At 73.6% G+C, this 25,726-nt stretch carries 19 protein-coding genes; 8 read left to right on the top strand and 11 right to left on the bottom strand.

The window, feature by feature from the left end:
• Positions 1-4: 4 nt before the first annotated feature.
• On the bottom strand, positions 5-439 hold the full coding sequence (locus tag ACFYPJ_RS13375) for a roadblock/LC7 domain-containing protein (protein ID WP_389015019.1): 435 nt from the start codon (positions 437-439) through the stop codon (positions 5-7).
• Positions 436-3,264: a nitrate- and nitrite sensing domain-containing protein gene (locus ACFYPJ_RS13370; protein WP_389015016.1), complete on the bottom strand. Its 2,829-nt coding sequence runs from the start codon at positions 3,262-3,264 to the stop codon at positions 436-438. Before ACFYPJ_RS13370 ends, ACFYPJ_RS13375 begins: the two co-directional genes overlap by 4 nt.
• A 422-nt stretch (positions 3,265-3,686) precedes the next feature.
• Here ACFYPJ_RS13370 and ACFYPJ_RS13365 point away from each other — a divergent pair, with 422 nt between their 5' ends.
• A complete protein-coding gene (locus ACFYPJ_RS13365) occupies positions 3,687-4,211 on the top strand; it encodes a hypothetical protein (protein ID WP_389015014.1) in 525 nt (174 codons plus the stop codon).
• Positions 4,212-4,262: 51 nt separating this feature from the next.
• Here the strand turns inward: ACFYPJ_RS13365 and ACFYPJ_RS13360 are convergent, their stop codons facing one another.
• From ACFYPJ_RS13360 to ACFYPJ_RS13345, 4 genes are all read right to left on the bottom strand, one after another.
• Positions 4,263-8,951, bottom strand: a complete 4,689-nt coding sequence (locus tag ACFYPJ_RS13360) for a hypothetical protein (RefSeq protein ID WP_389015011.1) — start codon at positions 8,949-8,951, stop codon at positions 4,263-4,265.
• Positions 8,952-9,189: 238 nt separating this feature from the next.
• Positions 9,190-10,068 carry a hypothetical protein gene (locus tag ACFYPJ_RS13355; RefSeq protein WP_389015009.1) on the bottom strand — a complete coding sequence of 293 codons (879 nt, stop codon included), beginning with the start codon at positions 10,066-10,068 and terminating at the stop codon, positions 9,190-9,192.
• Between the two features lie 52 nt (positions 10,069-10,120).
• On the bottom strand, positions 10,121-11,647 hold the full coding sequence (locus tag ACFYPJ_RS13350) for a hypothetical protein (RefSeq protein ID WP_389015006.1): 1,527 nt from the start codon (positions 11,645-11,647) through the stop codon (positions 10,121-10,123).
• A 284-nt stretch (positions 11,648-11,931) separates the two neighbouring features.
• Complete coding sequence (locus ACFYPJ_RS13345) at positions 11,932-12,639, bottom strand: GntR family transcriptional regulator (protein ID WP_389015003.1); 708 nt, start codon at positions 12,637-12,639, stop codon at positions 11,932-11,934.
• Between the two features lie 396 nt (positions 12,640-13,035).
• Here ACFYPJ_RS13345 and ACFYPJ_RS13340 point away from each other — a divergent pair, with 396 nt between their 5' ends.
• The 5 genes from ACFYPJ_RS13340 to ACFYPJ_RS13320 all read left to right on the top strand — a co-directional run bounded on the left by ACFYPJ_RS13340 (position 13,036) and on the right by ACFYPJ_RS13320 (position 17,652).
• Positions 13,036-14,355, top strand: a complete 1,320-nt coding sequence (locus tag ACFYPJ_RS13340; protein ID WP_389015000.1) for an MFS transporter — start codon at positions 13,036-13,038, stop codon at positions 14,353-14,355.
• The gene (locus ACFYPJ_RS13335; protein ID WP_389014998.1) at positions 14,352-15,182 is read left to right on the top strand and encodes a putative hydro-lyase; all 831 of its coding nucleotides are present in this window, start codon (positions 14,352-14,354) and stop codon (positions 15,180-15,182) included. The genes ACFYPJ_RS13340 and ACFYPJ_RS13335 overlap by 4 nt, the downstream gene beginning before the upstream one ends.
• 228 nt (positions 15,183-15,410) lie before the next feature.
• Positions 15,411-16,169: a LamB/YcsF family protein gene (locus tag ACFYPJ_RS13330; protein ID WP_389014995.1), complete on the top strand. Its 759-nt coding sequence runs from the start codon at positions 15,411-15,413 to the stop codon at positions 16,167-16,169.
• Positions 16,166-16,783, top strand: coding sequence for an allophanate hydrolase subunit 1 (locus tag ACFYPJ_RS13325; RefSeq protein WP_389014992.1), 618 nt, complete (start codon positions 16,166-16,168; stop codon positions 16,781-16,783). The genes ACFYPJ_RS13330 and ACFYPJ_RS13325 overlap by 4 nt, the downstream gene beginning before the upstream one ends.
• Positions 16,780-17,652, top strand: a complete 873-nt coding sequence (locus ACFYPJ_RS13320) for a biotin-dependent carboxyltransferase family protein (protein ID WP_389014989.1) — start codon at positions 16,780-16,782, stop codon at positions 17,650-17,652. The genes ACFYPJ_RS13325 and ACFYPJ_RS13320 overlap by 4 nt, the downstream gene beginning before the upstream one ends.
• A gap of 4 nt (positions 17,653-17,656) precedes the next feature.
• On the opposite strand, the gene ACFYPJ_RS13315 is transcribed toward ACFYPJ_RS13320, so the two are convergent.
• The 5 genes from ACFYPJ_RS13315 to ACFYPJ_RS13295 all read right to left on the bottom strand — a co-directional run bounded on the left by ACFYPJ_RS13315 (position 17,657) and on the right by ACFYPJ_RS13295 (position 23,227).
• A complete protein-coding gene (locus ACFYPJ_RS13315) occupies positions 17,657-18,514 on the bottom strand; it encodes an SGNH/GDSL hydrolase family protein (RefSeq protein ID WP_389014986.1) in 858 nt (285 codons plus the stop codon).
• Entirely contained in the window at positions 18,511-19,851 is a 1,341-nt protein-coding gene (locus ACFYPJ_RS13310) for a glycosyltransferase (RefSeq protein ID WP_389014984.1), read from the bottom strand. Before ACFYPJ_RS13310 ends, ACFYPJ_RS13315 begins: the two co-directional genes overlap by 4 nt.
• A complete protein-coding gene (locus ACFYPJ_RS13305; RefSeq protein ID WP_389014981.1) occupies positions 19,848-20,975 on the bottom strand; it encodes a glycosyltransferase family 4 protein in 1,128 nt (375 codons plus the stop codon). Before ACFYPJ_RS13305 ends, ACFYPJ_RS13310 begins: the two co-directional genes overlap by 4 nt.
• Positions 20,976-21,114: 139 nt before the next feature.
• Positions 21,115-22,533, bottom strand: a complete 1,419-nt coding sequence (locus tag ACFYPJ_RS13300; RefSeq protein WP_389014978.1) for a HEAT repeat domain-containing protein — start codon at positions 22,531-22,533, stop codon at positions 21,115-21,117.
• A 301-nt stretch (positions 22,534-22,834) separates the two neighbouring features.
• Positions 22,835-23,227, bottom strand: a complete 393-nt coding sequence (locus ACFYPJ_RS13295) for an ankyrin repeat domain-containing protein (RefSeq protein ID WP_389014975.1) — start codon at positions 23,225-23,227, stop codon at positions 22,835-22,837.
• A gap of 335 nt (positions 23,228-23,562) precedes the next feature.
• On the opposite strand from ACFYPJ_RS13295, the gene ACFYPJ_RS13290 reads away from it, so the two are divergent.
• The gene (locus ACFYPJ_RS13290) at positions 23,563-23,757 is read left to right on the top strand and encodes a hypothetical protein (protein ID WP_307619522.1); all 195 of its coding nucleotides are present in this window, start codon (positions 23,563-23,565) and stop codon (positions 23,755-23,757) included.
• A gap of 39 nt (positions 23,758-23,796) precedes the next feature.
• Complete coding sequence (locus ACFYPJ_RS13285; RefSeq protein WP_389014972.1) at positions 23,797-25,527, top strand: hypothetical protein; 1,731 nt, start codon at positions 23,797-23,799, stop codon at positions 25,525-25,527.
• The last annotated feature ends 199 nt before the right edge of the window (positions 25,528-25,726 follow it).

Here is a 25,726-nt window from a genome sequence, read left to right as displayed (position 1 = left end):
CCCACTACCCGCCGACGGGCAGATCGGTACGCGGGGCGGCCCCCAGATGCGCACCGACCCGCTTGACGAGGAGGGTCATCTCGTAGGCGACCTGTCCGACGTCGGAGTCCGCGTCGGCGAGGACGGCGAGGCAGCTGCCGTCACCGGCCGCGGTGACGAAGAGGAATGCCTCGTCGAGTTCGACGACCGTCTGGCGGACACTGCCTACCTCGAAGTGGCTGCCCACGCCCTTGGCGAGGCTGTGGAACCCGGAGGCGACGGCGGCGAGGTGCTCGCTGTCCTCCCTGGTCAGGTCCTGGGACACACCCGTGGCCAAGCCGTCGCCGGAGAGCACGAGGGCCTTGCGGATGCTGGCGACCCGGTCGACGAGATCGTCGAGGAGCCAGTTGAGGGTGCTCTTGTCCGGTGCGGTGTGGCCGGTCGCCTTTGGTGCGGTCATCGACCGTCCCCCTTAGTCGTTCCTTGTGCTGCGCCGTTCTGGGCGTCGTCGCCCGCGGCGTTCTCCTCCCGACCACGCTGCCAGCCGCGCTGGAGTGAGGCCATCCGGCTGCGCACCTCCTCGGCGTCGCGGTCCGTGGGTTCCGTTTCGCGCCCGGTTCGTCGCGCGGCCTCGTGCTTGAGCTGCGGGGCGAGGCTGGCCTGCCGCACGCGTCGGGGCAGCGAGCCCGTTTCGGATACGGCCTGCTCCGGTGCCTCGGCGGCCGACTGGGCAGTGCCGTCCCGGCCGTCGTCGCCGGAGCTGATCTCCGGGCGGCGGGGCCGCTGGGGAAGCTTGGGCGCCTCGGACGGGTCTCCTGGGCCGTCGGCCCGGGATTCCGCGCGCGCGTCAGCAGGGCCGCTGTCTGCGCCGCCGGAGCGCGGGGACGTCGCACCCCGGCGGGAAGGCAGCGGGGACAGGCTGGGTTCGGCACCGGACGGGTCGGCCTCGGACGCTTCCTTCTCCGCGGCCCGGCGGGCGCGCTGTTCCCTGACCGGCCGGCCGTGCGAGCTGACCAGCTTGGGCGTCCTGCGGCGGGGCAGCGGCACGGGGGCGTCCGGGCGGTCGTCCGCCCCGGCTCGGTCCGTCGCGTCGGAAGGCTGCCGATGATCCCCTCCTGGGCCGCCCATGGCGTCGTCGGCACGGGCCAGGGAGCGGCGACCGCGGAGACCACCGCGTTCGCCGTGCTCGTCGCTGAGGCCGCCCGGGAGGTCGTCGAGCGCGTCCAGGTCGACGGGGCCGTCCAGTTCGACCGGGCCGTCCAAGAGCGAGGTGGGCGGGCTCGGGAGTTGTACGGGCATCTGGGCCAGGGCGGCTGCGCGCCGTTCTTCCCCGTCGGCACCCCCGATGGTCCGGGCCCGGTCGAGGCGGAAGCCGATGCTGTTGGTGTCGGGCACGTCGTCGGTCAGCAGCACATCGGGGATGAAGACCACCGCGGTGGTGCCGCCGTACGGGGACGGCTGCAGGGAGACGCGGATGTTCTGGCGCTGGGCGAGTCGGCTGACCACGAACAGGCCGAGCCGGTCGGTGTCGGAGAGTTCGAACTCCGGGGTCTCGGCGAGCCGGAGGTTGGCCTCCAGCAACACCTCGGCCGCCATGCCGAGGCCACGATCGTGAATCTCCAGGGTGAAGCCGTTGGCGACCCGCTCGCCGATGACCTGGACCGCCGTGTGCGGTGGGGAGAACACCGTGGCGTTCTCCAGGATCTCGGCCACCAGGTGGGTGATGTCGGCGACGGCCGGGCCGGTGACGGCGACCCGCGGCAGCCTGCGGACCTCGATGCGCTCGTAGTCCTCCACCTCGGCGACGGCGGCGCGGACGACATCCATCAACTGGACGGGTTTGCGCCACTGACGCGAGGGAGCGGCTCCGGACAGGATCACCAGGCCCTCGGCGTGCCGCCGCATGCGGGTGGTGAGGTGGTCGAGGCGGAACAGGTCGGCGAGTTCGTCGGTGTCCTCGGTCCTGCGTTCCATGCTGTCGAGCAGGGTGAGCTGCTTGTGCAGCAGCACCTGGCTGCGCCGGGCGAGGTTGACGAAGACCTCGGAGACCCCGGCGCGCAGCTCGGCCTGCTTGACGGCTGCCTCCACGGCGGCGTGCTGGAGGGTGTTGAGTGCCTGGCCGACCTCGCCGATCTCGTTCTTGTCGTACTCCAGGCGCGGTGCCTCGGTCTCCACGTCGACCTTTTCACCCGCGGAAAGGCGGCGCATCACGCTGGGCAGCCGGACGCCGGAGGCCTCGTGCGCTTCCAGGCGCAGTTGGCGCAGATCGCGGATGAGTCCGCGGCCCACGCGCACGGACAGGACGAGGGAGACGATCAGAGCGGCCAGTCCGAGCAGGCCGGCGACGGCCGCTTGGATGATCACGCTCACCGCCACGGGGCGCGTACGGTCCTGATAGCGGTCGGAGGCATCATCGTCGAGGGTGCGCAGGTTATCGAGTACGGCGTCCGCGGCGGCGTCCCAGCTCTTGGCGCTGACCGCGTTCGGGGTGCCCGCCCCGGAGACGGTGACCGCAGCCTCGGCCGCACGCACCGGCGCGGTGGTGGCGTCCTTCCAGAACCGGTCGTAGCGGTCGCGTTCGGATGCCGGGAGCTGCAGCAGGCTGATGTCGTACAGGAGGGTGCGCTGGGCGACGAGGGCGGAGATCTCGCGGGTCTCGTCCTGGGTGAGCCGGCCGACCACCAGGGCGGAACCGAGCAGGGCGTCCTCGCGGGAGAGGAGTTCGCGGGCCCGGTCGATGTTGACGAGGGCGCGGGCCTGAGTGTCCATCTCCACGTCGTCGACGCCTTCGAGGCTCGCCAGCAGGGCGTAGCAGGGGTCGACGACCCGGTTGTACAGATCGAGTGCCTGGTGGCGGGTGACCGTGCCGTCCTCGACGCTGCGGCGCAGGGAGTTGACGCCGTCGAACGCGTCCAGGACCGCGGTGAGGCGTTCGCCGTCGCCCGTGCTCATGCTGTCGCGGACGCCGGAGTCCCCGGCGTTCTTCTGGATCTTGACAAGTGCCACGTCGGTGGCGGTCCGGGTGCGCTGCAGCGCACCGAGCGCGTCGGCGGCACGCGGGTCGGCGAGGTAGACGAGGGTCTGGCGGCGTTCCTGTTGAAGTGCGCGGACGGTGTCCTCGACGGGGTAGCCGACGTCCTCCACGAGATGCGACACGTCGAAGACCCGGGCGAGCTCCCGTCCCGTGAGGACGCTCGCAAAGCCCCAGATGGCGGCCAGGGACACCAGCGGCACGAGAAGCAGCGCCACGATCTTCCGGCGGATCGACTTCCCGCGAAAGCGCATGGCCTCCCCCAGCTCGGTCCCCCTCCGGACGGGGGTGCATATGTGCGTCAACAAACGGCGTGAGCCTACTACCGTCACACGGCCGCCTCGAAGGCGCGTCCGGAGGCTGAACTTCATCTTCACCACGACGACATGGCGAGTTGTCCGGGCATTACGGGAGATTGCGCCCCCGGTTCCGGGGGCGCGGGGGCATCTGCCGGTTCAACGCTCCGGGTGGTTGGCCGGAATTCTGCGGTGGTCGGGAATCTTCGTGACGCGCCGTTCGTCCTTCTCCATGGGGAATGGGGGGCCGAATCGGCCATGGGAACCGCATCCACCATCCTGGCGGCGTAAAGCAGCGCAAGCCGGGAAATCACTGGGGAGCCGGTGCCTCTGGGGCACTGGGGCGAGGGGGGCTGTCGGCGGTGGGGAGTGACACGTTGATGGGCACGGCGGAGCGACGCGAGGGGCCTGAGGACGGCGTGGCGGGGGAATCGATGACGCGACGGGGTCTTCCGGCGTCGGGCGGCGTTCGTTCGTACCCGCGGGGTGCCGGGGTCACCACGGGGCATCAGCAGCCGGAGTACCGGCCGTTGTGGGTCGAGGAGCCCGCGCGCAGACGCCGGATGCCCGATCCGGTGCGTACGGCCGCGGTCCGTGCGGTGATCATCATCGCGGTGACGCTGATGCAGGCCATGGTGGCCTTTCTGTGCACCTTGGCGGGGTCCTGGCTGGCCCTCCCGATGGTGATCAGCAGTGTGGCCAGCACGGTGGTCGCCACCTGGGGTGCGCTCGACGTCTGGGTCACGCGCCAGGTGTGGAACCAGCGTGATGGCGTGGTGTCGGTGCCGAGCAGTACGGCGCGGTCGCTGCGCCGGGAGCGGCGTGCCGCCCGGCGACAGGCGAAGGCCGCCAGGCGGGATCGGATACACAGACAGGGCAGCGCCGGGCAGCTGTCGCACTCCTGAGACCGGTCCTGGTCCGCGTACGGTCGCGTTCGACCGGCGAGTGCGACCGGGTCAGGGGGTGCTGGTCGCCGGGCGCTTGAACATACGTGTCGCCGTGATCTCGCTGTGCGCGGCTTCCTCGGATGCGGTCGGCTGGGGCAGTCCGGGCCGGAGATGCTCCTCCACGCTGATGTACTTCAGCCCGGCCCTCAGGTCGGCGTCGTTGCGCAACCGGATCACCAGGGGGAACTCCGCCAGCGCCGTCGTGTCGAACAGGCCGGTCGTGTAGAGCAACTGCACGCCGAGGGCGTCGGAGACGGCACGCTGCAACTCCAGCAGATAGGTGGCGTTGGCGCGGCCGATGGGGTTGTCGAGGAACAGGGTGCCGGCATGGCGGTGCTTGTCACGGCCCCGGTCGTTGGAGCGCAGGGCGGCCATCGTGCAGTACAGGGCGATCGCGGCGGTGAGCAGTTGGCCGCCGGAGAACACGTCGCCCATCTGCCCGACGGGGACCCGTTCGGCGCGCAGGACGGCGTCCGGCTTGAGGATCTCCACGGCGACGCCCTTGGGCCGCAGGGCGGCGGCTACGCCGCGGAGCAGCAGGGACATGCCGTCGCGCCGCAGGTCGGAGTTCTTCTTCACGGCAGCGCGGGTGGCCTCGTCGACCACCTCGCCGAGCCGCTCGGTCAGCAAGGCCTGGTCGGGTTCCTCGAAGCGGATGCGCAGGAACTCCTGTCCGGACCACTCGCCGAGTCCTTCCGGCAGGCGGGACAGCCGCTGGGCGGACCGCAGGGTGGCCAGCGCGGACTCGACCAGTCCGCGCAGCCGGTCGACGATCGAGTCGCGGTTGCGTTCCAGCTGGGCCAACTCGTCGGTGAGGACGCGCAGTCGGGGGGCGAAGGCGTCGGCCCACTTCTGGGCGTGCTCGGGCAGCGCGGCGGCAGGCAGTTCGCGGATCTGCTGCCGGGCAGGGGTGCGTACCTGCTCGTAGCGGGTGGAGTTGGCGTGCCGGACCAGTACGTCGCCGGCCTCGCGTACGGCCGCCTCGGCGGCGGAGAGGTCGGCGGCGCAGCCGCGCAGCGAGCGGCGGGCCTCTGCGGCGGACCGCCTGGCTTCCTCCAGGGAGCCTGGGTACGGCTCCGGTTCCTCCTGCTCCTCGTCGCCTGCATGCTCGCGCAGCAGATCGCGGAGCATGGCCGCGACCTCGTCGAAACCGCCGGCGGCGTCCTCGGCCGCGCGGTGGGTCGCGAGGAGTTGGCCGTGCGCTTCGCGGGCCTGGGCCAATGCTTCGGTGTGGGAGGCGAGTTCGGCCGCGGCGGTGCGCAGCAGCGCCTGGGCGTGCTCGGCGTCGCGCGGAAGCAGTTCCTCGGGCAGTTCGGTGTGCGCCTCGCCGCCGTCGGGGGCGTGCCGTTCGGCCTCGCCGCGCAGCCGCCCGAGTTGCTCGCTCGCGGTGGACATGCGGGTCTCCAGGAGCTGGACCAGCTGCTCAGCGCGGGCGGCGGCGGCCTGTCGGGAGGGGCCGTCGGAACCATCGGGTGACTGCAGCAGTTGTTCGGCCCGGGTGCGGACCTTGTTGCTGAGCCGGTCGAGTTCGGCGCGGGCCGCGCTCTCGTCGCTCTCCGCGCGAGCCTGCTCGGCGCGCAGATCGGCGCCGACGCCCACCTTCTCGTACACCTGGGAGGCCGCTCGGTATGCCTCGCGGAGTGCGGGCAACGATGCCTTCGGGTCGTCGTCGGCGGCGTCGGGCAGGTCGTCGGGCGCGCCTGCGATCTCGGCGCGTTCGGCGCGCAGGGCGCGGGCGGTACGCCGGGCGTCGTCGGCGGCGCGCTGGGCGGCGCGGCGGTCCTCGTCGGCGGCGCGGGCGCGTTCCAGGCAGACCTGGGCGCGGGCCTCCGACTCGGTGGCCTCGTCGGCGAGTTCGCGCAGCTTGGCCTGCCAGTCGGAGCGTTCGCGCAGCCGGAAGGCGAGTCCGGCGAGCGCGTCGGCGGCGCGGCGGGCCTTCTGGGCGGCCTCCTGGCGTTCGTCCCGCGCCTGGGCGGCCTCGGCGGAGGCTTCCTCGGCCTCGGCGCACACGGTCCGGGCCTCGGCGAGTTCCGCCTCGGACTCCTCGGCGAACTCGCGCGCGTCCCGGGCGGCCGCCGCCAGCTCGACGAGCCGTCCTGCCGGGCAGCCGGTGCGCCAGGAGGCGAGTCGGGCGGCGAGTTCCCGGTCCTTGGCGAGCCGGGCGGCGAGCGCACGGATCTCCTCGTCCCGTTCGGTGGCTCGCGCGCGCAGTGCTTGCCGTTCCTCGTCGGCGGCGTGCTCGTCGTGCATGGCCGGGTTCGGCGGTACGAGGAACACATCCGCGCCGCTCGCGTCGGCGGCGGGGGGCGGGGCGAGCAGGGCGGCTGCGGTGCCGACGGCCACGGCGGACCGTGGCAGCAGTGCCGCGTCGCCCAGGGCTTCGCGGGCACGGGCGTGGCTGTCCGGGTCGGTGATGATCACGCCGTCGACGAGTTCCGGGCGGGCGGCGAGCACCCGGGTGTGGTCGGCGGGGTCCACGGCCTGGGCGAGATAGCGCCAGCCGGGCAGCGCGGGAATGCCGTGCTCGCCGAGGAACTCGACGGTGGCCAGCACGTCGGGGCCGGGCGGCAGCAGTCCGCCGTCGCCGAGCGCACCGAGGATCCGGGAGTCGTCGGCGGCTGCGGTGCGCAGTTCGAAGAGGTGCCGTTCGGCGGAGGAGACGGAATCGTCGAGGAGGCTGCGCAGTTCGTCGGCGAACCGGTCCAGGTCCTCGGCGGTGAGCGGGTGTTCGCCACCGCTGCGGACTCCGTCCGGGTCGGGGCTCGCGGCGGAGGCGCCGGCCGCAGGGTCCTGGACCGCGGGGGCGTCGGCACCCGCGCGCTGGGCGGGTACCCCGGCCCGCCTGCCGCCGACGCCCGGCAGGCTCAGCAGCTCGCCCAGCCGTTCCTCGGCCGCCAGTGCCTCGGCGATGCGGCTCTCGGCCTGGTGGGTGCGGTCGGCGGCGGTCGCAGCGTCCGCCGCGCGGGCCGCCGTCAGCTCGGCGCGGGACTCGGCGGAGGCGGCTTCACGCGCGTGCTCCGCTGCCTTGCGCGACGCGTCACGGGCCGTGTCCCACGCGGCGACGGCGGTCTTCTCGGCGTCGCTGGCGGCGAGGGCGGCGCGGGCCGGGTCCGCGTCGGGCGCGCTGTCGTCGAGCCAGCCCGCGCGCACCGCCTCGGCGGTCTCCTGCTCGACCTCGGTCAGCCGCTGCCTGAGGTGCCCGATCTCACTGCGGGCGCGCTGCGCCTCGGTGGCGGCGGCGGTCGAGTCACGGTACGCCGACTCGCCGGTCTCCTGGAGGGCGGCCGAGCGTTCCTCCCCTTCGTTGGCGAGGGCCTCGGCGCTCCCGGCGGCCTCGTGCAGCGCCCGTACGAGGTCCACGGCTGCCTTGGCGCGGGCGGCGAGGGCCGGGGCGGCGTCCCGTTCCGCCTCCTGGATGGCGGTGGCCACCCGCGCGACGCGGTCGGCGGCGGCGCGGTGGCGCAGTACGGCTTCGGCCGCCTGCCAGGCGGAGTGCAGGGTGCGCGCGTCGGCCAGCTCGCGTTTTTGAGCGGTGGCCGACTTCTCGCCGAAGGCTAGGGCCAGCGAAGCGTGCCGGTAGGCGAGTTCGGCGGCGATCAGCGCGCTGCGCTCGCGCGCGTCCGAGGACCGGGTGACGGTGTGCGCGGCGGCCGTGACCTGATGGGCGAGGTCGGTGGCCCAGGCCCGTTCGCGTGCGCCCCGCACGGACAGCCGCCGGGCGAGGGCGCGGGTTCGGCGTTCGGCACCGGCGTGGATGTCACGCGCGCGTGCGCGGGTGTCGGCGGCCTCCACGATCCGTCCGAGCAGATCGACGGATCCGGCGGTGAAGTCCCGTTCGGCGATCAGCTCGGCCCGCCTGCCGAGTTTGTTGCCGAACCCGCCCACCAGGTCGGCGAGACCGTCGGTGTCCCGGGTGTCGGTGACGGCGCGCAGCAGCAGGTCGGTGAAGTCGGAGTCCTTCTTGACCGCGAACAGGCCGGCCGCCTCGCCCTCGTCGGCGTTCATCTCGCGCTGGTAGCGGAAGAGTTCGGGGTCGAGGCCGAGATCGCCCAGGTGCTCGGTCCAGCGCTCGTGGATCTCCTCCCAGTGCACTTCCAGGTGCGGATACGCCTTGCCCGCCTCGGTGATGGCGTCCCGGAACCCCTTCATGGTGCGCCGGCGTCCGCGGGCGCCCGACTGGCCCTCGACGATCGGGCGTACGGCCGTGGACTCGGCCACGGGGAGGTTGTCGAGGCTGAGTCCGGGGCCCGGCCGGAAGGAGTACCACGCCTCGGCGAACTTGCGCGGGTCGTTGGAGACCTGCCGTCCGCGCCACTCGCTGACCTTGCCGACGACCACGCATTCGCCGGTCTGCACGTGCTGCCACTCCAGCGCCACATGGCCGCAGTCGTCGGCGAGCAGGAACTTGCGCAGCACACCGGAGCTGGCACCGCCGAGGGTGTTGCGGTGGCCCGGCAGCATCACCGAGAAGATCAGTTTGAGCAGGACGGACTTGCCGCCGCCGTTCTCCAGGAAGAGCACGCCCGCGGGGGCGGGGCGGCGCGGCGGGCCGACGGGCTCTTCCTCGAAGAACTCCGTCTGCATGGGAGCGGGATCGGGCACCGGCTCACCCACGTCCCGCAGGTCGAGCACGGTGTCGGCGTAGCGCGCACCGGCGGGACCGATGGAGTAGAGGCGGACCCGGGACAGCTCGTACATGGCGGACTCTCGTGGCTTGTCTTCGACGGGGCGGGTTTCGGACCGGTAGGTCTTCGGACCGTTGGGCCTTCGGACGGTTCAGGCCCTCGGGCCCGTAGGTCTACGGACGTTGGGCTATGGACCGGTTGGTCTTCGGACCCGTAGGTCTTCGGACGGGTAACGCTTTCGACCGGTAGGTCTTCGGGGGGGGAGTTGTCGGGGGCGGCGGGGCTTCGTAGGGGTGGGACGCTTCGGGGTGTCAGGAGTGGAACGGCAGCCCGGCGTCCGCCACCAGCTCCAGATCGTCGGTGTCCTGGGCGGGCAGCAGGCTGGCCGTGCCGTCGGTGACCGGGACGACGTCGAGTTCGAGCAGTTCGGCCATGGCGGCGCTGCCGGCCATGTCGCGGACCTGGAGCTGGTAGCGCGCGGTGGTGCGGTAGGTGCCGCCGTTGTCATCGCCGGTTCTCTGCAGGAATCCGGAGTCGGTGAGGAAGGCGACCGCCTTGCCGACGATGCCGGTGGTGGAACCGGCAAGTCTGCGGGCGTCCTTGGTGGCGCCGGTGGCACTGCGCCGCACCCAGATCCGCCAGGCGGACTCCAGGCCGGGCGCGTCGGTGGCCGGGTCGGTGTTCTCGCCCTGCTGCGCGGCCCGTTCTTCGAGGCGCCGGCATGCCTGCCGTACGAACGCGTCCACGCCGTGGACGGAGATCCGCCCGATGTAGCCGTCGTCGGCCAGGTCCTCGGGGCGGGGGAAGGCCAGCGCGGCGACGGCGAGATGGGCGAGGCCGTGCAGGAACCGGTCCCCGGAGTCGGCGGCGGTGCGACGGGCGTAGTCACCCATGCGCACGGCGAAGACGGAGTCCTCGGCGGCCGTCACCGCCATGCCCGCGCGCGGGGACACCTCCAGCACGATCAGGCCGAGACCGGCGGCCACGGCGTCCGCCAGCCGTGCGAACGCCGGGTCCTCGCGGTGGCGGCGCAGCAGCTCCGCGTACTCCTGGTCGCGCGCGGGCTGCAGCTTGGGTTGCAGTCCGAAGGCGACGAGCCGTGCCGCGTCGGCGGCGTCGGCCGGGGTGACGGCGGCGCCCGCGGGTGCGGCGGCGGGCCCGGGCTCGCTCCGGTCGGCATGCTCGGTCACGGGCGGGGCTCCTTGCTGCGCGGGCCGGTGTGGGTGGGACGGCCGGGTCGGGTCACGCTGCCTCCTTCCGGTCGGCCGCCATGCCCGCCGCGTCCAGCAGGGCCGTGCCGACGATCAGATCGGCGCCGCCGAACTCCGGGTCGTCCAGTTCCGTCCCGTCGTCCACGGCGAACAGCAGTTTCTCCTCGCCCTGACGGTAGGCGGTGCCGACCGGCGGGCTGGCCGCGTGCACGGCCAGCAGTGCCACCAGGTACGGCAGTGCGGGGTCTCGGCGGCGTGCTTCGGCCAGCAGTCCGGACAGCCGGCGCGGCGCGTCCGCCGGCAGGTCCAGCAGTTCGTTGGCCGTGGCCAGTTGCTCGTCGCTGAACCGGCTGTCGTCCGGTGTGGCGATCAGGTCGGGTTCGGGCATCTCCGCGCCCAGGTGCTCCCGCTCCACCGGTGGGGTGAGCAGCAGGCCGACCAGGTCGCCGAGGCGCACCGACACCGGGGTGCGCGGTCCGGTGCCGCGCGCGAAGAAGGCGTCCGTGACGCGGACCGCTCCCTCGACGGGGAGCGGGAGGACCGGGGCGACGAGGTGCCCGTACAGGTCCAGTCCCGATGTGGTCATCGGGGTCGCGAACGCCTGGCGGTCCTGTTCGGCACGGAACAGCGGGCCCGCCTCCAGCAGCCGGGACTGGAGCTGTGTGTGACGCCGGATGCAGTCCTTGACGATGTCGACCAGTTCGGCGGCGCGGCGCTTGTGCTCGGGGTCCTCGGACTCGTCGCGCGCCTTGCGGATGTTGGTGAGGATCGCGTTCTCGTGGCGGTACCGGTCGGCGACGTGGTCCAGGGCCTCGGCGATCATGTCGGGCACGGTGCTCAGCCAGTCCACCGCGCGGACGTTGCGCCGGGTGGCTTCGAGCGCCCTGCGCAGGCTCTCCGAGTACTGCACGGTGCGGTAGCGGGCCTGCTCCGCGGCGAGTTGGGCGTCGGCGAGGCGGCCGCGGTTGATCAGCACCTCCAGCTTGACCTCGGCGGCGATCTGGGCGCTGGTGACGTCGGTGTCGAGCGCGCCGACCAGGACGTTGACGGCCTCGTCCGTGGTGCGGAGGTAGACGGTGCCGCCGGGTCCCGGCACCTCCTCGATGAGCTTGAAGTCGTAGTCACGGCGGACGTAGGTGCCATCGGGCGCGAAGGTGCCGTACACGGCGCGGAAGCCGCGGTCGACACTGCCGACGTTGATCAGGTTCTCCAGGACCCAGCGGGCCACGCGCTCGTGCTCGGCCACGGGGCGGAGCGGGGCCTGGGCGGAGATGCGCGGGACGAGCCGGGCGACTATCTGGTCGTGGTCGGCGCCGGTGTCGAAGTCCATGTTGAGCGTGACCAGGTCGATGGCGGCGAGGGCCACCTCCGCCATGCCGTACACCGAGTACTCGCCCGCGAGGTTGGCCTTGCGGGCGTCGAGGTCGTGCAGCGGCGCGGTGCAGGCGAGCGCGCGCAGCCGCCGCGCCAGCCCCTCGTCGGCGGCCGGGCCCGGTGCCGGGCGCGGCCCAGCGCTGAACTGGGGCGGAACGCTGTCCGTCGATGCAGGCGAAGTCACGGTGCACAGACTAGGTCCTCCGTCTGACAACGACCCAAACGACGCAGAAGCGGCGGCCGTCACCACACCGCGAGACGCCCGTGGCCAGCGCTGTGGCCTGCGCCACGCCCGTGGACGGCACTGTGGCCTGTGCTACGCCCGAGGCCAGGCGCTGGGGTCCGCGCCACGCCCGCAAGTGACGCTGTGGCCTGTGCCACGTCCGCGGTCGGCACCGTGGCCTGCGCAATCCCTTCCCCCGGGTACGACCCGACCGCCCCCTCAGTCGTCGCCGACCCGTCCGCCTCTCAGTCGTCGCTGTGGCCGCTCTGGCCGACCCGGCGCCGGTAGACGTCCACAACCCGCTCCAACGAGTCCGCCAGATAGGTTCCGAGCAACCGCTCGGCCTCGCCCCGGTCGCCGGCCTGGAGGGCCTCCAGGATCTGGCGGTTGCGGGCGAGGTAGGGCTCGTGCAGCCGACGCGGATCGTCGACGACGTGGAAGGCGAGGCGCAGTTCCGCGAAGACGCTGCGCATCAACTCGTCGGTACGTTCGCTGCCGGCCAGGGCGACCAGTTCCCGGTGGAAGTGGATATTGGCCGTACCCACGCCTTTCCAGTCGTTCTCGGCCGCCGCGGCCTGCCCCTCCGTCACCGCGGACGCCAGTCCGTCCAGCGCGTACGGCGGTTCGCCCAGGCCGCGGACGACGGCGCACTCGACGAGGGTGCGGGTGCGGTAGATGTCCTCGACGTCCTCCACGGCCAGCACCCGCACGAAGACGCCCCGGTTGAGTTCGTGGACGAGCAGGCGTTCGTGGGTGAGCAGCCGGAACGCCTCGCGCAGGGTGTTGCGGGAGACGCCGAGCGCACCGCCGATGCTGTCCTCGGACAGCCGGGTGCCGGGCGGGAAATAGCCCTCGGCGATACGGCTTCTGAGAATGTCCGAAACCCGCTCGGCGGTGCTGGTGCGCCCCAGGAGCGCACGGTCGCCTGCCAGTCCCGTCAACTGCTCTGCCATGCCCGGAATTCAATCGCAGACACAAGGACGAAACAACGTAGGTATTGAAGGATCGTTGAACGATCCTCTACGGTGCTTCGCACGGCACGGTTCCCGCACGACGCAGTCCCGCACGGCGCAGTTCTCGTTCGGCACGGTTCCCGCACCACCCGCCCACGGCTCCACCCCATGGCGGCTCCCCTTGATTGCGGCTCCACCTGGTTGCGGCTTCACCCGATAGCGGCTCCACCCGCCCACGGCATCAATCGGCTTCGGCACCACCGCCCGCGGCTCCTCCGGCCTCCGGCACCGTCCGCCCCCAGCTTCATCCGGCTCCTGCGCCACACATCTACGGCACGGCACGGTTCCCGCTCAGTTCAGTCCCCGCACTCTCCGTCCTTCATCTGCGAGGTGCTCATGAGCTCGCCCCCTCCACCGCCGACCCTGCCCTCCGGCCTGCGCTCCGGCGCGGGTGAACGCGCCGCCGACGACGGCCCGTTGGGCTGGCTGCACGCCCTCGGCCCGCGCGGCCGGCGCGCGTTCACCGGAGCTTTCGGTGGATATGCCCTGGATTCCTACGACTACTTCACGCTGCCGCTGAGCGCGGTCGCGCTGGCGGCGTACTTCGGCCTGGACAGCGGCCAGACCGGCCTGGTCACCACCGTCACCCTGGTGGTCTCCGCGATCGGCGGCGCCGCGGCCGGGGTGCTGGCGGACCGGGTGGGCCGGGTCCGGGCCCTGATGATCACGGTGATCACCTATGCCGTCTTCACCGTGGCCTGCGGCTTCGCGCCGAACTACGAAACGCTGCTGGTGTTCCGCGCCCTCCAGGGCCTCGGCTTCGGCGGCGAGTGGGCGGTCGGCGCGACCCTGGTCGCCGAGTACGCGAGCGCGAAGCACCGGGGACGCACGCTCGGCGCGATCCAGAGTTCGTGGGCGATCGGCTGGGCGCTGGCCGCGATCGTCTACACCCTGGTCTTCTCGTTCCTCGGCAACGACCTGGCCTGGCGGGTGATGTTCTGGACCGGTGCCCTGCCCGCGCTGCTCGTGGTGTGGCTGCGCCGCCGGGTGCAGGACGCACCTGAGGCGGTGGCGGTCCGCGAACGGAACCCGCAGCGCGGCTCGTTCGCGGCCATCTTCCGGCCGGGCACGGCCGGGGCGCCGGGTCTGCTGCGCACGACACTCTTCGCGAGCCTGCTGTCCACCGGCGTCCAGGGCGGCTACTACACGCTGGCGACCTGGGTACCGACGTACCTCAAGTCGGACCGCGGCCTGTCGGTCGTCGGCACCGGCGGCTATCTGACCTTCCTGATCTCCGGCGCCTTCCTCGGCTATCTGACCGGCGGTCACCTCACCGACCGGCTGGGCCGACGCCGCAACATCTGGCTCTTTGCCCTGTTGTCGGCGGTCTGCGTCCTGGCGTACGCGAACATCCCGGCCGGCGCCGACACCCTGCTTCTGGTGCTGGGTTTCCCGCTCGGCTTCTGCATGTCGGCGATCTTCAGCGGCTTCGGGTCCTACCTCAGCGAGCTGTATCCGACGGCGGTGCGCGGCACGGGACAGGGCTTCACCTACAACACCGGGCGCGCGGTGGGCGCCGCCTTCCCGACCTTGGTGGGCTTCCTGGCCGACAGCTGGGGAGTGGGCGGCGCGCTCGTCTTCGGAGCGCTCGGATACGGCATTGCGGCGCTGGCGCTCCTCGGGCTGCCGGAAACCCGCGGAAAGGAACTGACATGAGCGGCACGCCTCGATGCGAGGACCGACCCCTGGTCCTCGTCGACCCGCACGCGCACGCGTGGCACCCGGCGACCGCGCGGGCCCGCTTCCGTGCGGGCCTGTCCGGTCCCACGGCGGGCGTCGCGGCGGGTCACACCCAGGCCAACCTGATCTCGGTGCCCGCCGACTGGGCCTACGACATGCTGCTGTTCTGCCAGCGCAACCCCAAGCCCTGCCCGGTGCTCGACGTCACCGACGCCGGGTCCTGGCGCACGGTGCTGGCGGACGGCGCCGACCTGCGGACCGACCTGCCGCGCTACCGGGTCTGGCGGGACGGTGAGCTGGTGGACGAACCGACGGACGTGCGCGCCCACTGGCGGGACGACCTGGTGTCGTTCCTGATCGGGTGCAGCTTCACCTTCGAGTGGGCGCTCGCCGGGGCCGGCGTCCCCATCCGCCACGTCGAGCAGGGCCGCAACGTGCCGATGTACGTGACCACCCGCGAGTGCCGGCCGGGCGGGCGGGTGCGCGGTCCGATGGTGGTGTCCATGCGCCCGGTGCCGCCGCGGCACCTGGCGAGCGCGATCCGGGAGACCAGTCTGCTTCCTGCGGTGCACGGCAGTCCCGTGCACTGCGGCGACCCGGCCGCGCTCGGCATCGCCGATCTGGACCGGCCCGACTTCGGGGACCCGGTGGACCGCGCACCGGACGACATCCCGGTGTTCTGGGCCTGCGGGGTGACTCCACAGGCCGCGGTGATGGCCTCCAAACCGCCGTTCGCCCTCACCCACGCACCGGGCCAGATGTTCCTCACCGACGCACGCGACGAGCAGTACCGCGTGGCCTGACACGGTCGGCACCCCGCGGGCGGCACCAGCGGCGCCCCACCGCCCGACACGACCAGCGCTGCCCGACCACCCGGTACGGGCAGCGCGACCGACCACCCGCTACGAGCAGTGCCCCACCGCCGGACACCGCCCCACACCACCATCACCCCACCGCCCGACACGACCCCCAGCACCGCACCACCCGCCACGAGCAGCACCCCCCATCCTGAAGGGAGACCCGGAAGACCCATGACCTCCATCGATCTGAACGCCGACCTCGGCGAGGGCTTCGGCCACTGGCGGCTGACCGACGACGAGGAACTGCTCGCGGTGGTCACCAGCGCCAACGTCGCCTGCGGATTCCACGCCGGCGACGCGGTCACCATGCGACGGGTGTGCGAACTGGCGGCCGGGCGCGGGGTGACGATCGGCGCCCAGGTCTCCTACCGGGACCTGGCGGGGTTCGGGCGGCGCGCGATGGACGTGCCGCCCGCCGAACTGGCCGCCGAAGTGGCGTACCAGATAGGTGCCCTGGAGGTCTTCGCGCGGGCGGCGGGCGCACGCGTGGGATACGTGAAGCCGCACGGGGCGCTCTACCACCGTGTGGTGCGCGACGAGGAACAGGCCGCGGCGGTCGTGGACGGCGTCCTGCTCGCCGGTGCCGCGCTGCCCGTGCTGGGACTGCCGGGCTCCCGTCTGCTGGAACGCGCGGACGCGTGCGGGCTGCCGACCGTCACGGAGGCGTTCGCGGACCGCGCGTACACCGACGAGGGCACGCTCGTACCGCGTGGGCAGGACGGCGCCGTGCTCACCGACCCGGCGGCCGTGGTGGCCCGCTCCCTTGACCTGGCACGCGACGGCGCCGTGCGGGCGCACTCCGGTGCGCGCATCGCGGTGCGCGCCCGCTCGCTGTGCCTGCACGGGGACACCCCGGGGGCGGTGCAACTGGCACGCCGGGTGCGCGAGCACCTGACGGCGTCGGGGGTCCGGTTGGCGGCCTTCGCATGAGAACACTGCCGGTCGGCGACCGCGCCCTGCTCGTCGAAGTCGCCTCGGCCGAGGAGGCGCAGGCGCTGCACGCGGAACTGCTGCGCCGCCGCGCGGACGGCGCGCTGACCGCCGAGGAGATCGTCCCGGCGGCCCGTACGGTGCTCCTCGACGGCCTGGCCGACCCGGCGGCCCTGGCCAGGGAACTGACCGCGTCCGAGGCGCCTGCCGCCCCCGCACCCGCGCGTACCGTCGTCTCCCTCCCGGTCCGCTACGACGGCCCGGACCTCGGCGAGGTCGCCGCCCACTGGGGGGTGTCCGAGGAAGAGGTGGCCCGGATCCACGCGGCCACCGAATTCACCGTCGCGTTCTGCGGGTTCGCCCCGGGCTTCGGTTACCTCACCGGTCTGCCCGCCCGCTTCGGCACGCCGCGCCGGGGCACGCCGCGCACCGCAGTCCCGGCCGGGACGGTGGCGCTGGCCGGCCCGTACACCGGCGTCTACCCGCGGTCGTCACCGGGCGGCTGGCAGCTGATCGGCAGCACGGAGGCGGTCCTGTGGGACCACGCGCGCGTACCGGCCGCCCTGCTGACTCCGGGCACCCGGGTCCGCTTCGTACCGGTGGCGACCGCATGACCGACCGTGCGCTCGTGGTGGTCCGGGCGGGCGCCCTGACCACCGTGCAGGACCGGGGCCGGCCCGGCCACGCCCACCTCGGCGTGCCCCGTTCGGGGGCACTGGACGGGCCCGCGGCGGCGCTCGTCAACCGGCTGGTCGGCAATCCGCCCGGCGCCGCGGTTCTGGAGACGACGCTCGACGGCTGTGCCCTGCGGCCGCGTTCTCCCGTCGTCGTCGCGGTCGGGGGCGCTCCGGGTCCGGTCCGGGTCGACGGGCGCCCGGCCCCCTGGGGGGCCGCGCTGCGCGTGCCGGCCGGTCACCTGCTGGAGGTGGGGACGCCGGCCCTGGGGGTACGCGCCTATGTGGCCGTGTCCGGTGGCATCGCCGTCGAGCCGGTGCTCGGCAGCCGGTCCACGGACCTGCTGTCCGGACTGGGTCCAGCGCCACTCGCGGACGGTGTGGTGCTGCCCCTGGGCGACCCGCCGCCCGGTCCGTACGCGCGCGTGGACGTCGCCCCGCAGCCGGCACCGCCGGCCGAACTCGTGCTGCGCGTGACGCCGGGGCCACGCGCGGACTGGTTCGCTCCGGGGGCCGTGCGCGACCTCACCTCGCGCGCGTACCGGGTGTCGTCGGCGAGCAACCGGATCGGGCTGCGCACGGAGGGACCCGCTCTGGTACGTGCCCGGCCCGGCGAACTTCCCAGTGAGGGCATGGTCCTGGGCGCGGTCCAGGTGCCGCCGGACGGCCGTCCGGTGGTCTTCCTCGCGGACCACCCGACCACCGGGGGCTACCCGGTGATCGCGGTGGTGCGCGCCGCCGACCTCCCGGCCGCCGGGCAGGCGGTGCCCGGCACCCCGGTCCGTTTCGTCGCCGTACGGCGCCACTGAACGGTCATGCCGCGTCCGCCGCGTCCGTCCGCTCCGCCGCCGACAGAGCGGCGAGGGCTGCCGACACGGCGGCCGCGGCCCGCAGGTCGAGGCGGGCACTGGTGCCCCGCGCGCGGTGCCGCACCTCGTCGGCGGCCAGCCTGAGCAGTTGCGGCAGCAGGTCGGTGCAGCGCCTCGCCACCCAGGCCGTACCGGCGGTCGCCAGCCACCACAGGCTCGCCGACCTGGTCGGCACGGGGAACTCAGGCTCGGGCGAGGGCGCGGTGCCCGTCGCGGCGCCCGCCTCCACGAGCAGGGTGTGGAACCGCAGCGCGAGCTGCCGATGGCCCCGCTCGCCCGGGTGCAGCCGGTCCGAGCTCCACATGGCCCGGTCGGTGAGCCACGCGCCGTGCGCCGCGTGCAGGTGGACGGCGCCGTACCGCTCGGACAGGGCGTGGACCACCGTGTTGACGGCGCGCTGGCGCCGGGCCAGCGGGCGGGCCAGGACACCGGGCAGTCCCAGCATCGCGCCGGGGTCGGGCAGGCACGCGGTGAGCAGGACGGTCTTCTGCCGGGTGAGCGCCGCGTAGACCTCGTCGAGCCGGGCGGCCACCGCGTGGATGTCGAAGGTGCAGCGCAGGGTGTCGTTGACGCCTATCACGACGGAGGCGACGTCCGGGCGCAGACCGAGGGCGCCCGGGGTCTGGCGCTCCAGCACGTCGCGCGTCTGCGCGCCGCTGACCGCGAGGTTGGTGAAGTCCACCGGCCCCTCGGCCATGCCGCCGGCCAGCAGCGCGGCCCAGCCGCGCCATCCCGCGCCGACGGGATCGCCCACGCCCTCGGTCAGCGAATCCCCGAGCGCCACGAAACGGACGGGTCTCATGCCACGCCCTCCGGCACGACACGGCGGGACGCCCCGGACCCGCCCGGCGTGCCGGGCACCTCGGGCGCGTCGGACCGCGACTGCGCCTGCGCGTCGCCCCCGTCGGACCGGGCCGACGCCTCGCCCGCACCCGCCCGGCCCGGCACCGCCGCGTCCCCGGTGCGGCCCGACGGATCCGTCGGCTCGTCGTCGCCGGCGCTGCGGGCCGTCACCGGCGCGTCGTGCGCGGCGAGGAACGCCTCCACCGCGGCGCCCCATCCGAAGCACTCGGCACGCGCGCGTGCCGAGTCCCGCCGCTCGGCGACGGGGCGCCCGAGGAGCATGTCCACGGCGTCGGCGAACGCCTCTCCGTGGTCGGCCGCCGTGGCTCCGGCGGACCCGATGACCTCCGGCAGCGCGGACGACGCGCTCGCCACCACAGGTGTCCCGCACGCCATGGCCTCCAGCGCGGCGAGCCCGAACGTCTCGGCCGGTCCCGGGGCCAGGGCCACGTCCGCGGAAGCCTGCAGCGCGCCGAGCGCGGTCCGGTCGGAGACGTGCCCGAGAAAGGTCACGGGCAGTCCGTGCTCCCGGGCCCGCTGCTCCAGCCGTGCCCGCAGCGGTCCGTCCCCGGCCACCACGAGCACCGCCCGCCGCCCGCGCCGCAGCAGCGCCTCCAACGCGTCCAGCGCCGTGCCCGGCCGCTTCTCCACGGACAGCCGGGAGCACATGACCAGCAGCGTCTCGTCCACGCGCGCGTGCGCGGCCCGCGCTGCGTGGTCCCGCAGCGCGGGGTGGCGGTCCGTCAGATCGACGCCCAGCGGGGCCCGTACGACGTTGCGCGCACCGATCCGGACGAACTCGCGCTCGGCGAACTCGGTGGTGCACACGATGCGCGAGTACGAGTGCGCCGTACGGACGTTGAGGGCGTCGGCTGCCCGCCGGGAGACGTTCTCCGACAGGCCCCAGGTGCGCAGCACGCCGTCGGCGGTCTCGTGCGAGACCATGACGGCGGGGACCCGGGCACGCCGGGCCCAGCGGCCGGTCCAGCGCAGCGTCGTACGGTCCGACACCTCCAGCCGGTCCGGCGCCAGTTCCTCCAGGAGGGCGGCGACGCGTCGTTTGTCGAGCAGGACGCGGTAGCCGCCGGTGCCCGGCAGCAGCGGGCCGGGCAGGGTGATGACCCGGCCCTGCTCGGTGTCCTGGTCGGTGTGGCGTTCGCCGGGCACGACCAGCACCGGCTCGTGGCCCGCCGCCCGGAAGCCCTTGCCCAGCTCGCGCAGTGCGGTGCGCAGACCGCCGGAGGCGGGGGCGACGAAGTTGGCGAGCCTGACGATGCGCAGGGAGTCGTTGGTCATGCCGGCACCGCCGTCTTCCGTGCCGCGAGCACGTTCTCGTAGTGCGTGATCAGCCGGTCGCCGATCGCGGACCAGGTGCGGCCTTCCACGGTGGCCCGCCCGGCGGCGCCGTACTCGGCGCGCAGCGCCGGGTCCGCGGCCAGTGCCTGTACGGCGGCCCGGACCGCGTCCGCGTCGCGAGGCGGGACCAGCAGGCCGGTGTGCCCGTGGGCGACCAGGTCGAGCGGGCCGCCGACGGCGGGCGCGACGACCGGTACGCCGCTGGCCATGGCTTCCTGGACGGTCTGGCAGAACGTCTCGAAGGGACCGGTGTGCACGAAGACGTCCAGCGAGGCGAAGACCCGGGCGAGGTCGTCCCCGGTGCGCCGGCCCAGGAAGACCGCGCCCGGCAGGGCCTCGGCGAGCTGGGGCTGGCTGGGCCCGTCGCCCACCACCACGACCCGGACGCCGTCCAGACCGCAGGCCCCGGCCAGCAGTTCGACCTGTTTCTCGGGGGCGAGCCGGCCGACGTAGCCGACGATGACCTCGCCGTTCGGTGCGAGTTCCCGGCGCAGCGCCGTGTCGCGGTGGCCGGGGCGGAAGCGGACGGTGTCCACGCCGCGCGGCCACAGCTTCACCCGGGGCACCCCGTGGGTCTCCAGGTCGGTCAGGGCGGCGCTGGACGGGGCGAGGGTGAGGTCGGAGGCGGAGTGCACGGAGCGGATGCGCCGCCAGGCGGCGGCCTCGCCCGCGCCCATGTAGGTGCGGGCGTAGCCGGCCAGGTCGGTCTGGTAGACGGCCACGGTGGGGATGCCGAGCCGGGCGGCGGCGGCCATGCCGCGGACGCCGAGGATGAAGGGGCTGGCCAGGTGCACGATGTCGGGGCGGTGCTCGACGAGCGCCGCGGCGAGGCGTCGGCTGGGGAGGGCGACGCGGACCTGGGGGTAGCCCGGGAGCGGTAGCGAGGGGACATGGACGACAGGGCACGGCGCGCCGGCGTCGGGCCTGTTCACAGGAGCGGGAGCCGGAGCGACGACGAGGGGAGCGTGACCGCGGTCGACGAGGTGCCGGGCGGTCTGGAGCGCGCAGTGGGCCACGCCGTTCACATCGGGGGGAAATGATTCGGTCACGATGACGACACGCATACCCGTGTTCTCGCCGTGCCGGACGTGGCCGCGTCAACGTGGATCTTTCCGAACGAGGAACGTCCTGTGAGCGTTGCGCTGCACACCCGGGCAGGTCAGCGGCTGTCCACGAGCTCCTTCCCCACGGGTCACCCGCAGTTCACGCGAACCGTCCGTCCGGGGCGATGCGGCTGCGGACGGCCGTCTGGACCTCCGCTTCCTCGGCCGGGTCGGCGGCGAGCCGGCGCAGCCGCTCGACGACCCGGGCGTCGCCGGTCTCGGCGTGCCGGGCGGCGACCTCGCGCGTGGTCTCCTCGCAGTCCCAGAGGCATTCGACGGCGAACCCGGTGGGGAAGGAGGGGTCGGTGGCGGCCAGCGCGCGGGCGGCGCGGCCGCGGAGGTGGGAGGAGGCCGTCTCGCGGTAGACGTGGCGCAGTACGGGCGCGGCGCAGGCGATGCCGAGGCGTCCGGCACCGTCGACGAGGGTCCACAGGGTGGGCGCGTCGGGTCCGTCGCCCCGGACGGCCTCCCGGAGCGCCGAGAGCACCAGTCCGCTGTCCCGGGCCGCGCCGCGGCAGGCGAGCATGCGTCCGGCGGCGCCGCCGAGGACATCGGGCCGGTGGGCCCAGCCGCGCGCGTGGTCGACGGCGGCGATGCTGCACATCCGTTCGAAGGCGTCCACCGCGGCCTGGGCGACAGGCGTCGGACCGTAGGTCGCCGCGGCCTCGATCAGGGCGAGGGCGTCGGGGTCGTCGGCGTCGGCGAGATACCGCAGGGCGGTGCAGCGGGCTCCCTCGGTACCGTCCCGGGCGGCGCGGACGATCTCGGGCCGGTCCTCGGGGCCGGCCACGGCGACCAGACAGCGGGCGGCGGGAACGTGCAGGGCGGTGCCGCGTTCCACACCCTGCTGGGCCCAGTCGAGGACGGCGTGCACGCTCCAGTCCGGGCGCGGTCCGCTCGGCCGCAGCTGGCGCTGCCACCGGTCGAAGCAGCCGGTCTCCTGGGCGCCGCGCACGCGCGTGGCGATGGATTCGCGCGGGTCCTCGGCCCACAGCCGCCACGGCCGGGGCTCGAAGGCGTCACGGACGGCGGCGGCCAGCTCGGCCTCGCCCTCCGCGTCGGTGCCGAAGCGGGCGAGGACGGGCACGGCGAGGGCGCGCAGGGCCGCGTCGTCGTCCCGCAGGGCGAGTTCGTCCAGCGCCCAGGCCCAATTGGCGCCGCGTGCCGCGTATCCGCGCAGCAGGTGCAGCGCGTCCTGGCGGCCGTACGAGGCGAGGTGCCCGAGGACGGCCAGGGCGAGGCCGGTGCGGGACTCGTCGGTTTCGCGGATGTCCTCGGGGTCGAAGAGATGCGCCTCGACCTCGTCAAGACCGCCGTTCAGGTCGAGGTAGAGGCGGGCGTAGTAGAGGGAGCGGTTCTCGACCTGCCAGTCGTGGCGGGGGTCGTGCAGCACGCAGTGGTTCAGCGCCGCGAGCGCTTCGGCGCGGGGGGCGGTGAGCGCGTGCAGCGTGCCGTCACCGCGGCCCCGCTGAAGCAGGCCGAGCAGCGTACCGCTGGGCGCTATGACCGGATCGAACATGGGAAACAGCCTCACATCAAGCCTCGACGCAACCGGGGGACACGCACTACCAGGCCGCGTGACACAACGTCGGGGCGCCCGCCGTCTCTTGCTTGCTGTAGACCATCTTTCTCTGCCTCTCGTCGGTGGCCCATGCGGACCGCATCACGGTCCGCGCGGTGCGGCAACACCTGCCCCGCCATCGCGTCCGTGAACCACGTCGTCATGATGACTCGCGGGTTTCTCCTGCCGCGACCGTATTTCCGGCGGCCTGTCACCGCCTCCCCCATTTTCCCGGTTCTGCCTGGTCAGAATGGTCGGATCACGGCGCCCCGAACATTTCCAGGAGTTCCGTACGGCCGAACATCCGGGCGGTGTCGACGGCCGACGGAGTGCCCGCGGCGGGGTCGGCACCGCCGTCGAGGAGGGCCTTGATGACTTCCGGTTCGTCCTTGAAGACGGCGCCGGCGAGCGGGGTCTGCCCCCGGTCGTTGGCCCGGTCCGGCTCCGCACCGCGGGCGAGCAGGGCACGCACCGCCTCGGCGTGGCCGTGGTAGGCGGCGAGCATCACGAGCGAGTCGCCGCGGTCGTTGGTGAGGTTGGCCGGAACACCCGCGTCGACGTACGCCACGAGCGCCTCGGTCCGCCCCCGCCGGGCCAGATCGAAGATCTTGGTCGCCAGCTCCACGACATCGGGGTCGGGGGCTTCGCTCATCGGCCGGACCGCCTCTCCTTCGGTGGCTTATGCGTAACTGACAGAGCCTACGGCAGTGGGCGGGGCCCGGCCGTACGGGTGAATCGCCAGCGTACTGGCCGCCGGGCGGCACCTGACCGGATGCGCCCGAGGTAAAGATCATCGCGAGCCCCCACCGGCCGCACGAGCCACACCCGTCGGCCCGGCGAGTCCTGCTCGACCGGGCCAAGGCGGCTCGGCCACCCGAGGGAAATCAGCCAGATTTCACCCAATTGCACCTTTTGTCGTATAGATACACCCTGTGATGCTGGAAGTACTCATGGTGACTGTCCCCCCTCGACACCAGGAGACCTCAAATGATTCTCTCCATGTCAGGCGTCGTCCTGCTCGGCATCATCGTCTTCCTCTTCTTCCGCAAGGACGGACTCAAGGCGTCGCACGCCGTGGTCGCGTCCCTGTTCGGCTTCTACCTCGCCAGTACCGCCATCGCCCCGAGCATCAAAGCGGGCGGCGAGAGCCTGGCGAGCCTCCTCGGCGGCATCAAGTTCTGACGCCGTTCCCCCGCCCGCACGCACCGTCAGGAGACAGCAGTGGCCCGGCGCCCTCTCCCCCGCATTCTGAGCTACGGCAGCGCGCAGATCGCCAGGAGCCGGGAGCTGGCCCGGACGGCGGTCGACAGCGCCACCGACGTCCTGCACCCGCTGATCACCGTCTCCCGCGGACTGAACCGTCTGGCCGCGGCCGGACGGCACAAATGGGCCGACACGCCCAAGGACAAGCGCGGGCCACTGCTGTTCCTGGTGGCCTCGGCCGTCCTGGTCGTGGCGCTCACTCCGTACGGACCGCTGCTCGCCGCCATCACGCTGATGGCGGCGGCAGCCTGGCACGGCCGGGACCGCGCCCCGGCCGCACCCGAGGGCCCCGACGAGTCCCAGACGCAGCGCCTGCAGTCGCTGTACGAGGCCCTGGTGCCGTATTTCTCGTCCCCCGAGGACCCCGCCCCGGTCTTCATCCACGGCGGGAACTGGGAGAACGCCTTCACCGACCACGACTTCGACGACGCCGGACGCGTGGGGCACCTCGTGATCCGCTATCCGGCGTACTTCCCGGACGCCGAGCCCGAGGCCCGGGCCCGGATCGAGTACCTGCTCGCCGCCAAGGCCGGGCGGGGCCGCGAGTACCGCTTCGGGTGGGACGAGGAGGCCAACCAGCTCACGGTCAGCGTCCTCGCCCCCCTGCCCACCGACGTCGCGGCCCAGCGCTTCGTCACCGCGCCGGGCGAGACGGTGCTCGGCTTCACCGACCCCTCCGAGGTCCAGCGCACGCTGCCGCTCGGCTACGGCGACGCGCAGCGCGACGTCCCGCCGGTCGTGTGGCGCACCGGGATCCGCTCGACCGAGCCGCACCTGCTGGCCATGGGCCAGCCCGGCAGCGGCACCTCGACGCTGCTGCGCTCCGTCGCCCTCCAGGCGCTGAGGTACGGCGACGTGCTGATCGTCGAGGGCGGCAGCACCGGCGAGTACGCCTGCCTCACCGGCCGGGACGGGGTGCTGGGCGTCGAGGGCGGGCTCACCGGGGCGCTGGCCAGCCTGGAGTGGGCCGCGCACGAGACGGAACGGCGGCTCATCGCGGCCAACCGGGCCCGGCAGGCCGGGCACCCGCCGCCGGAGGACACCAAGCGTCCCCTGTGGATCCTGCTGGACCGTCCGGGCTCCCTCACCCATCTGGCCGCGGCAGAAGGCCGCCCGGATCCGCAGTCCCTGCTCCAGGTCCCGCTGCGGCACGGACGCGCGGCCAATGTGACGGTGGTCGTCGCCGAGGGCTTCGACTACGCGGACGCGCTCGGCGACTCGGTACGGCAGCACACACGCGCGCGCGTCGCACTGGGACCCGCGGCCCCGGAGCAACTGGCCGCGGTCCTCGGCGCGCTGCCGCACACGACCGCGCCGGTCCACGTTCCGCCTGGCCGCGGGTACGCCCGGCTGGGCGACGGCCCCGTCCACCGGCTGCAGGTCCCCGCGACCCCGGATCCGTACGACGACGCCACGAGCGACGCCGACCGGCAGGCGGTGCTGGCCCTGCTGCCCCCGCGGACCACCCCTGCGGACGGGGACCCGGCCCGCACGGAGCGCGTGCCTGCGGAGACGGTCCGGCTGGAAACGCTCCAGGCCGGTTCCGGGCCCGCGGACAACGCACCGGCGGACGCGGTGTCGCCGGACACCGTGCCCCTCGACACTGCGCCCGTGAAGACGACCCCGGCGAAGACGTCCCAGGCCAGGGCTGTCGCGGCGGACGCCATGGCGGCGGAGAGCCCCACCTGATCCACCCGGTTCCCACCCGGCACCCGGCGATCAGTGCGGCCAGGGCGGCGGCAGGAAAGCGAACGAGCCCCGCGGCGCAGCAGCCGCCGAGAACACTCCGTCCCGTCCCCGCGCCCCGCAGCGGCACCGCGCGCCCGAACGCCCGCCGCCGGAGGACGACCCGCAGCCACCGGCGGCAGAGCTCGCGCCGCGAGGAGGA

Origin of the sequence: Streptomyces sp. NPDC006012 (genome assembly GCF_042871185.1) — a bacterium.
In the GTDB taxonomy this organism is placed as follows: domain Bacteria; phylum Actinomycetota; class Actinomycetes; order Streptomycetales; family Streptomycetaceae; genus Streptomyces.
Note: the sequence above shows the minus strand (reverse complement) of the source record. Positions and strands in the feature narration are given on the sequence as shown.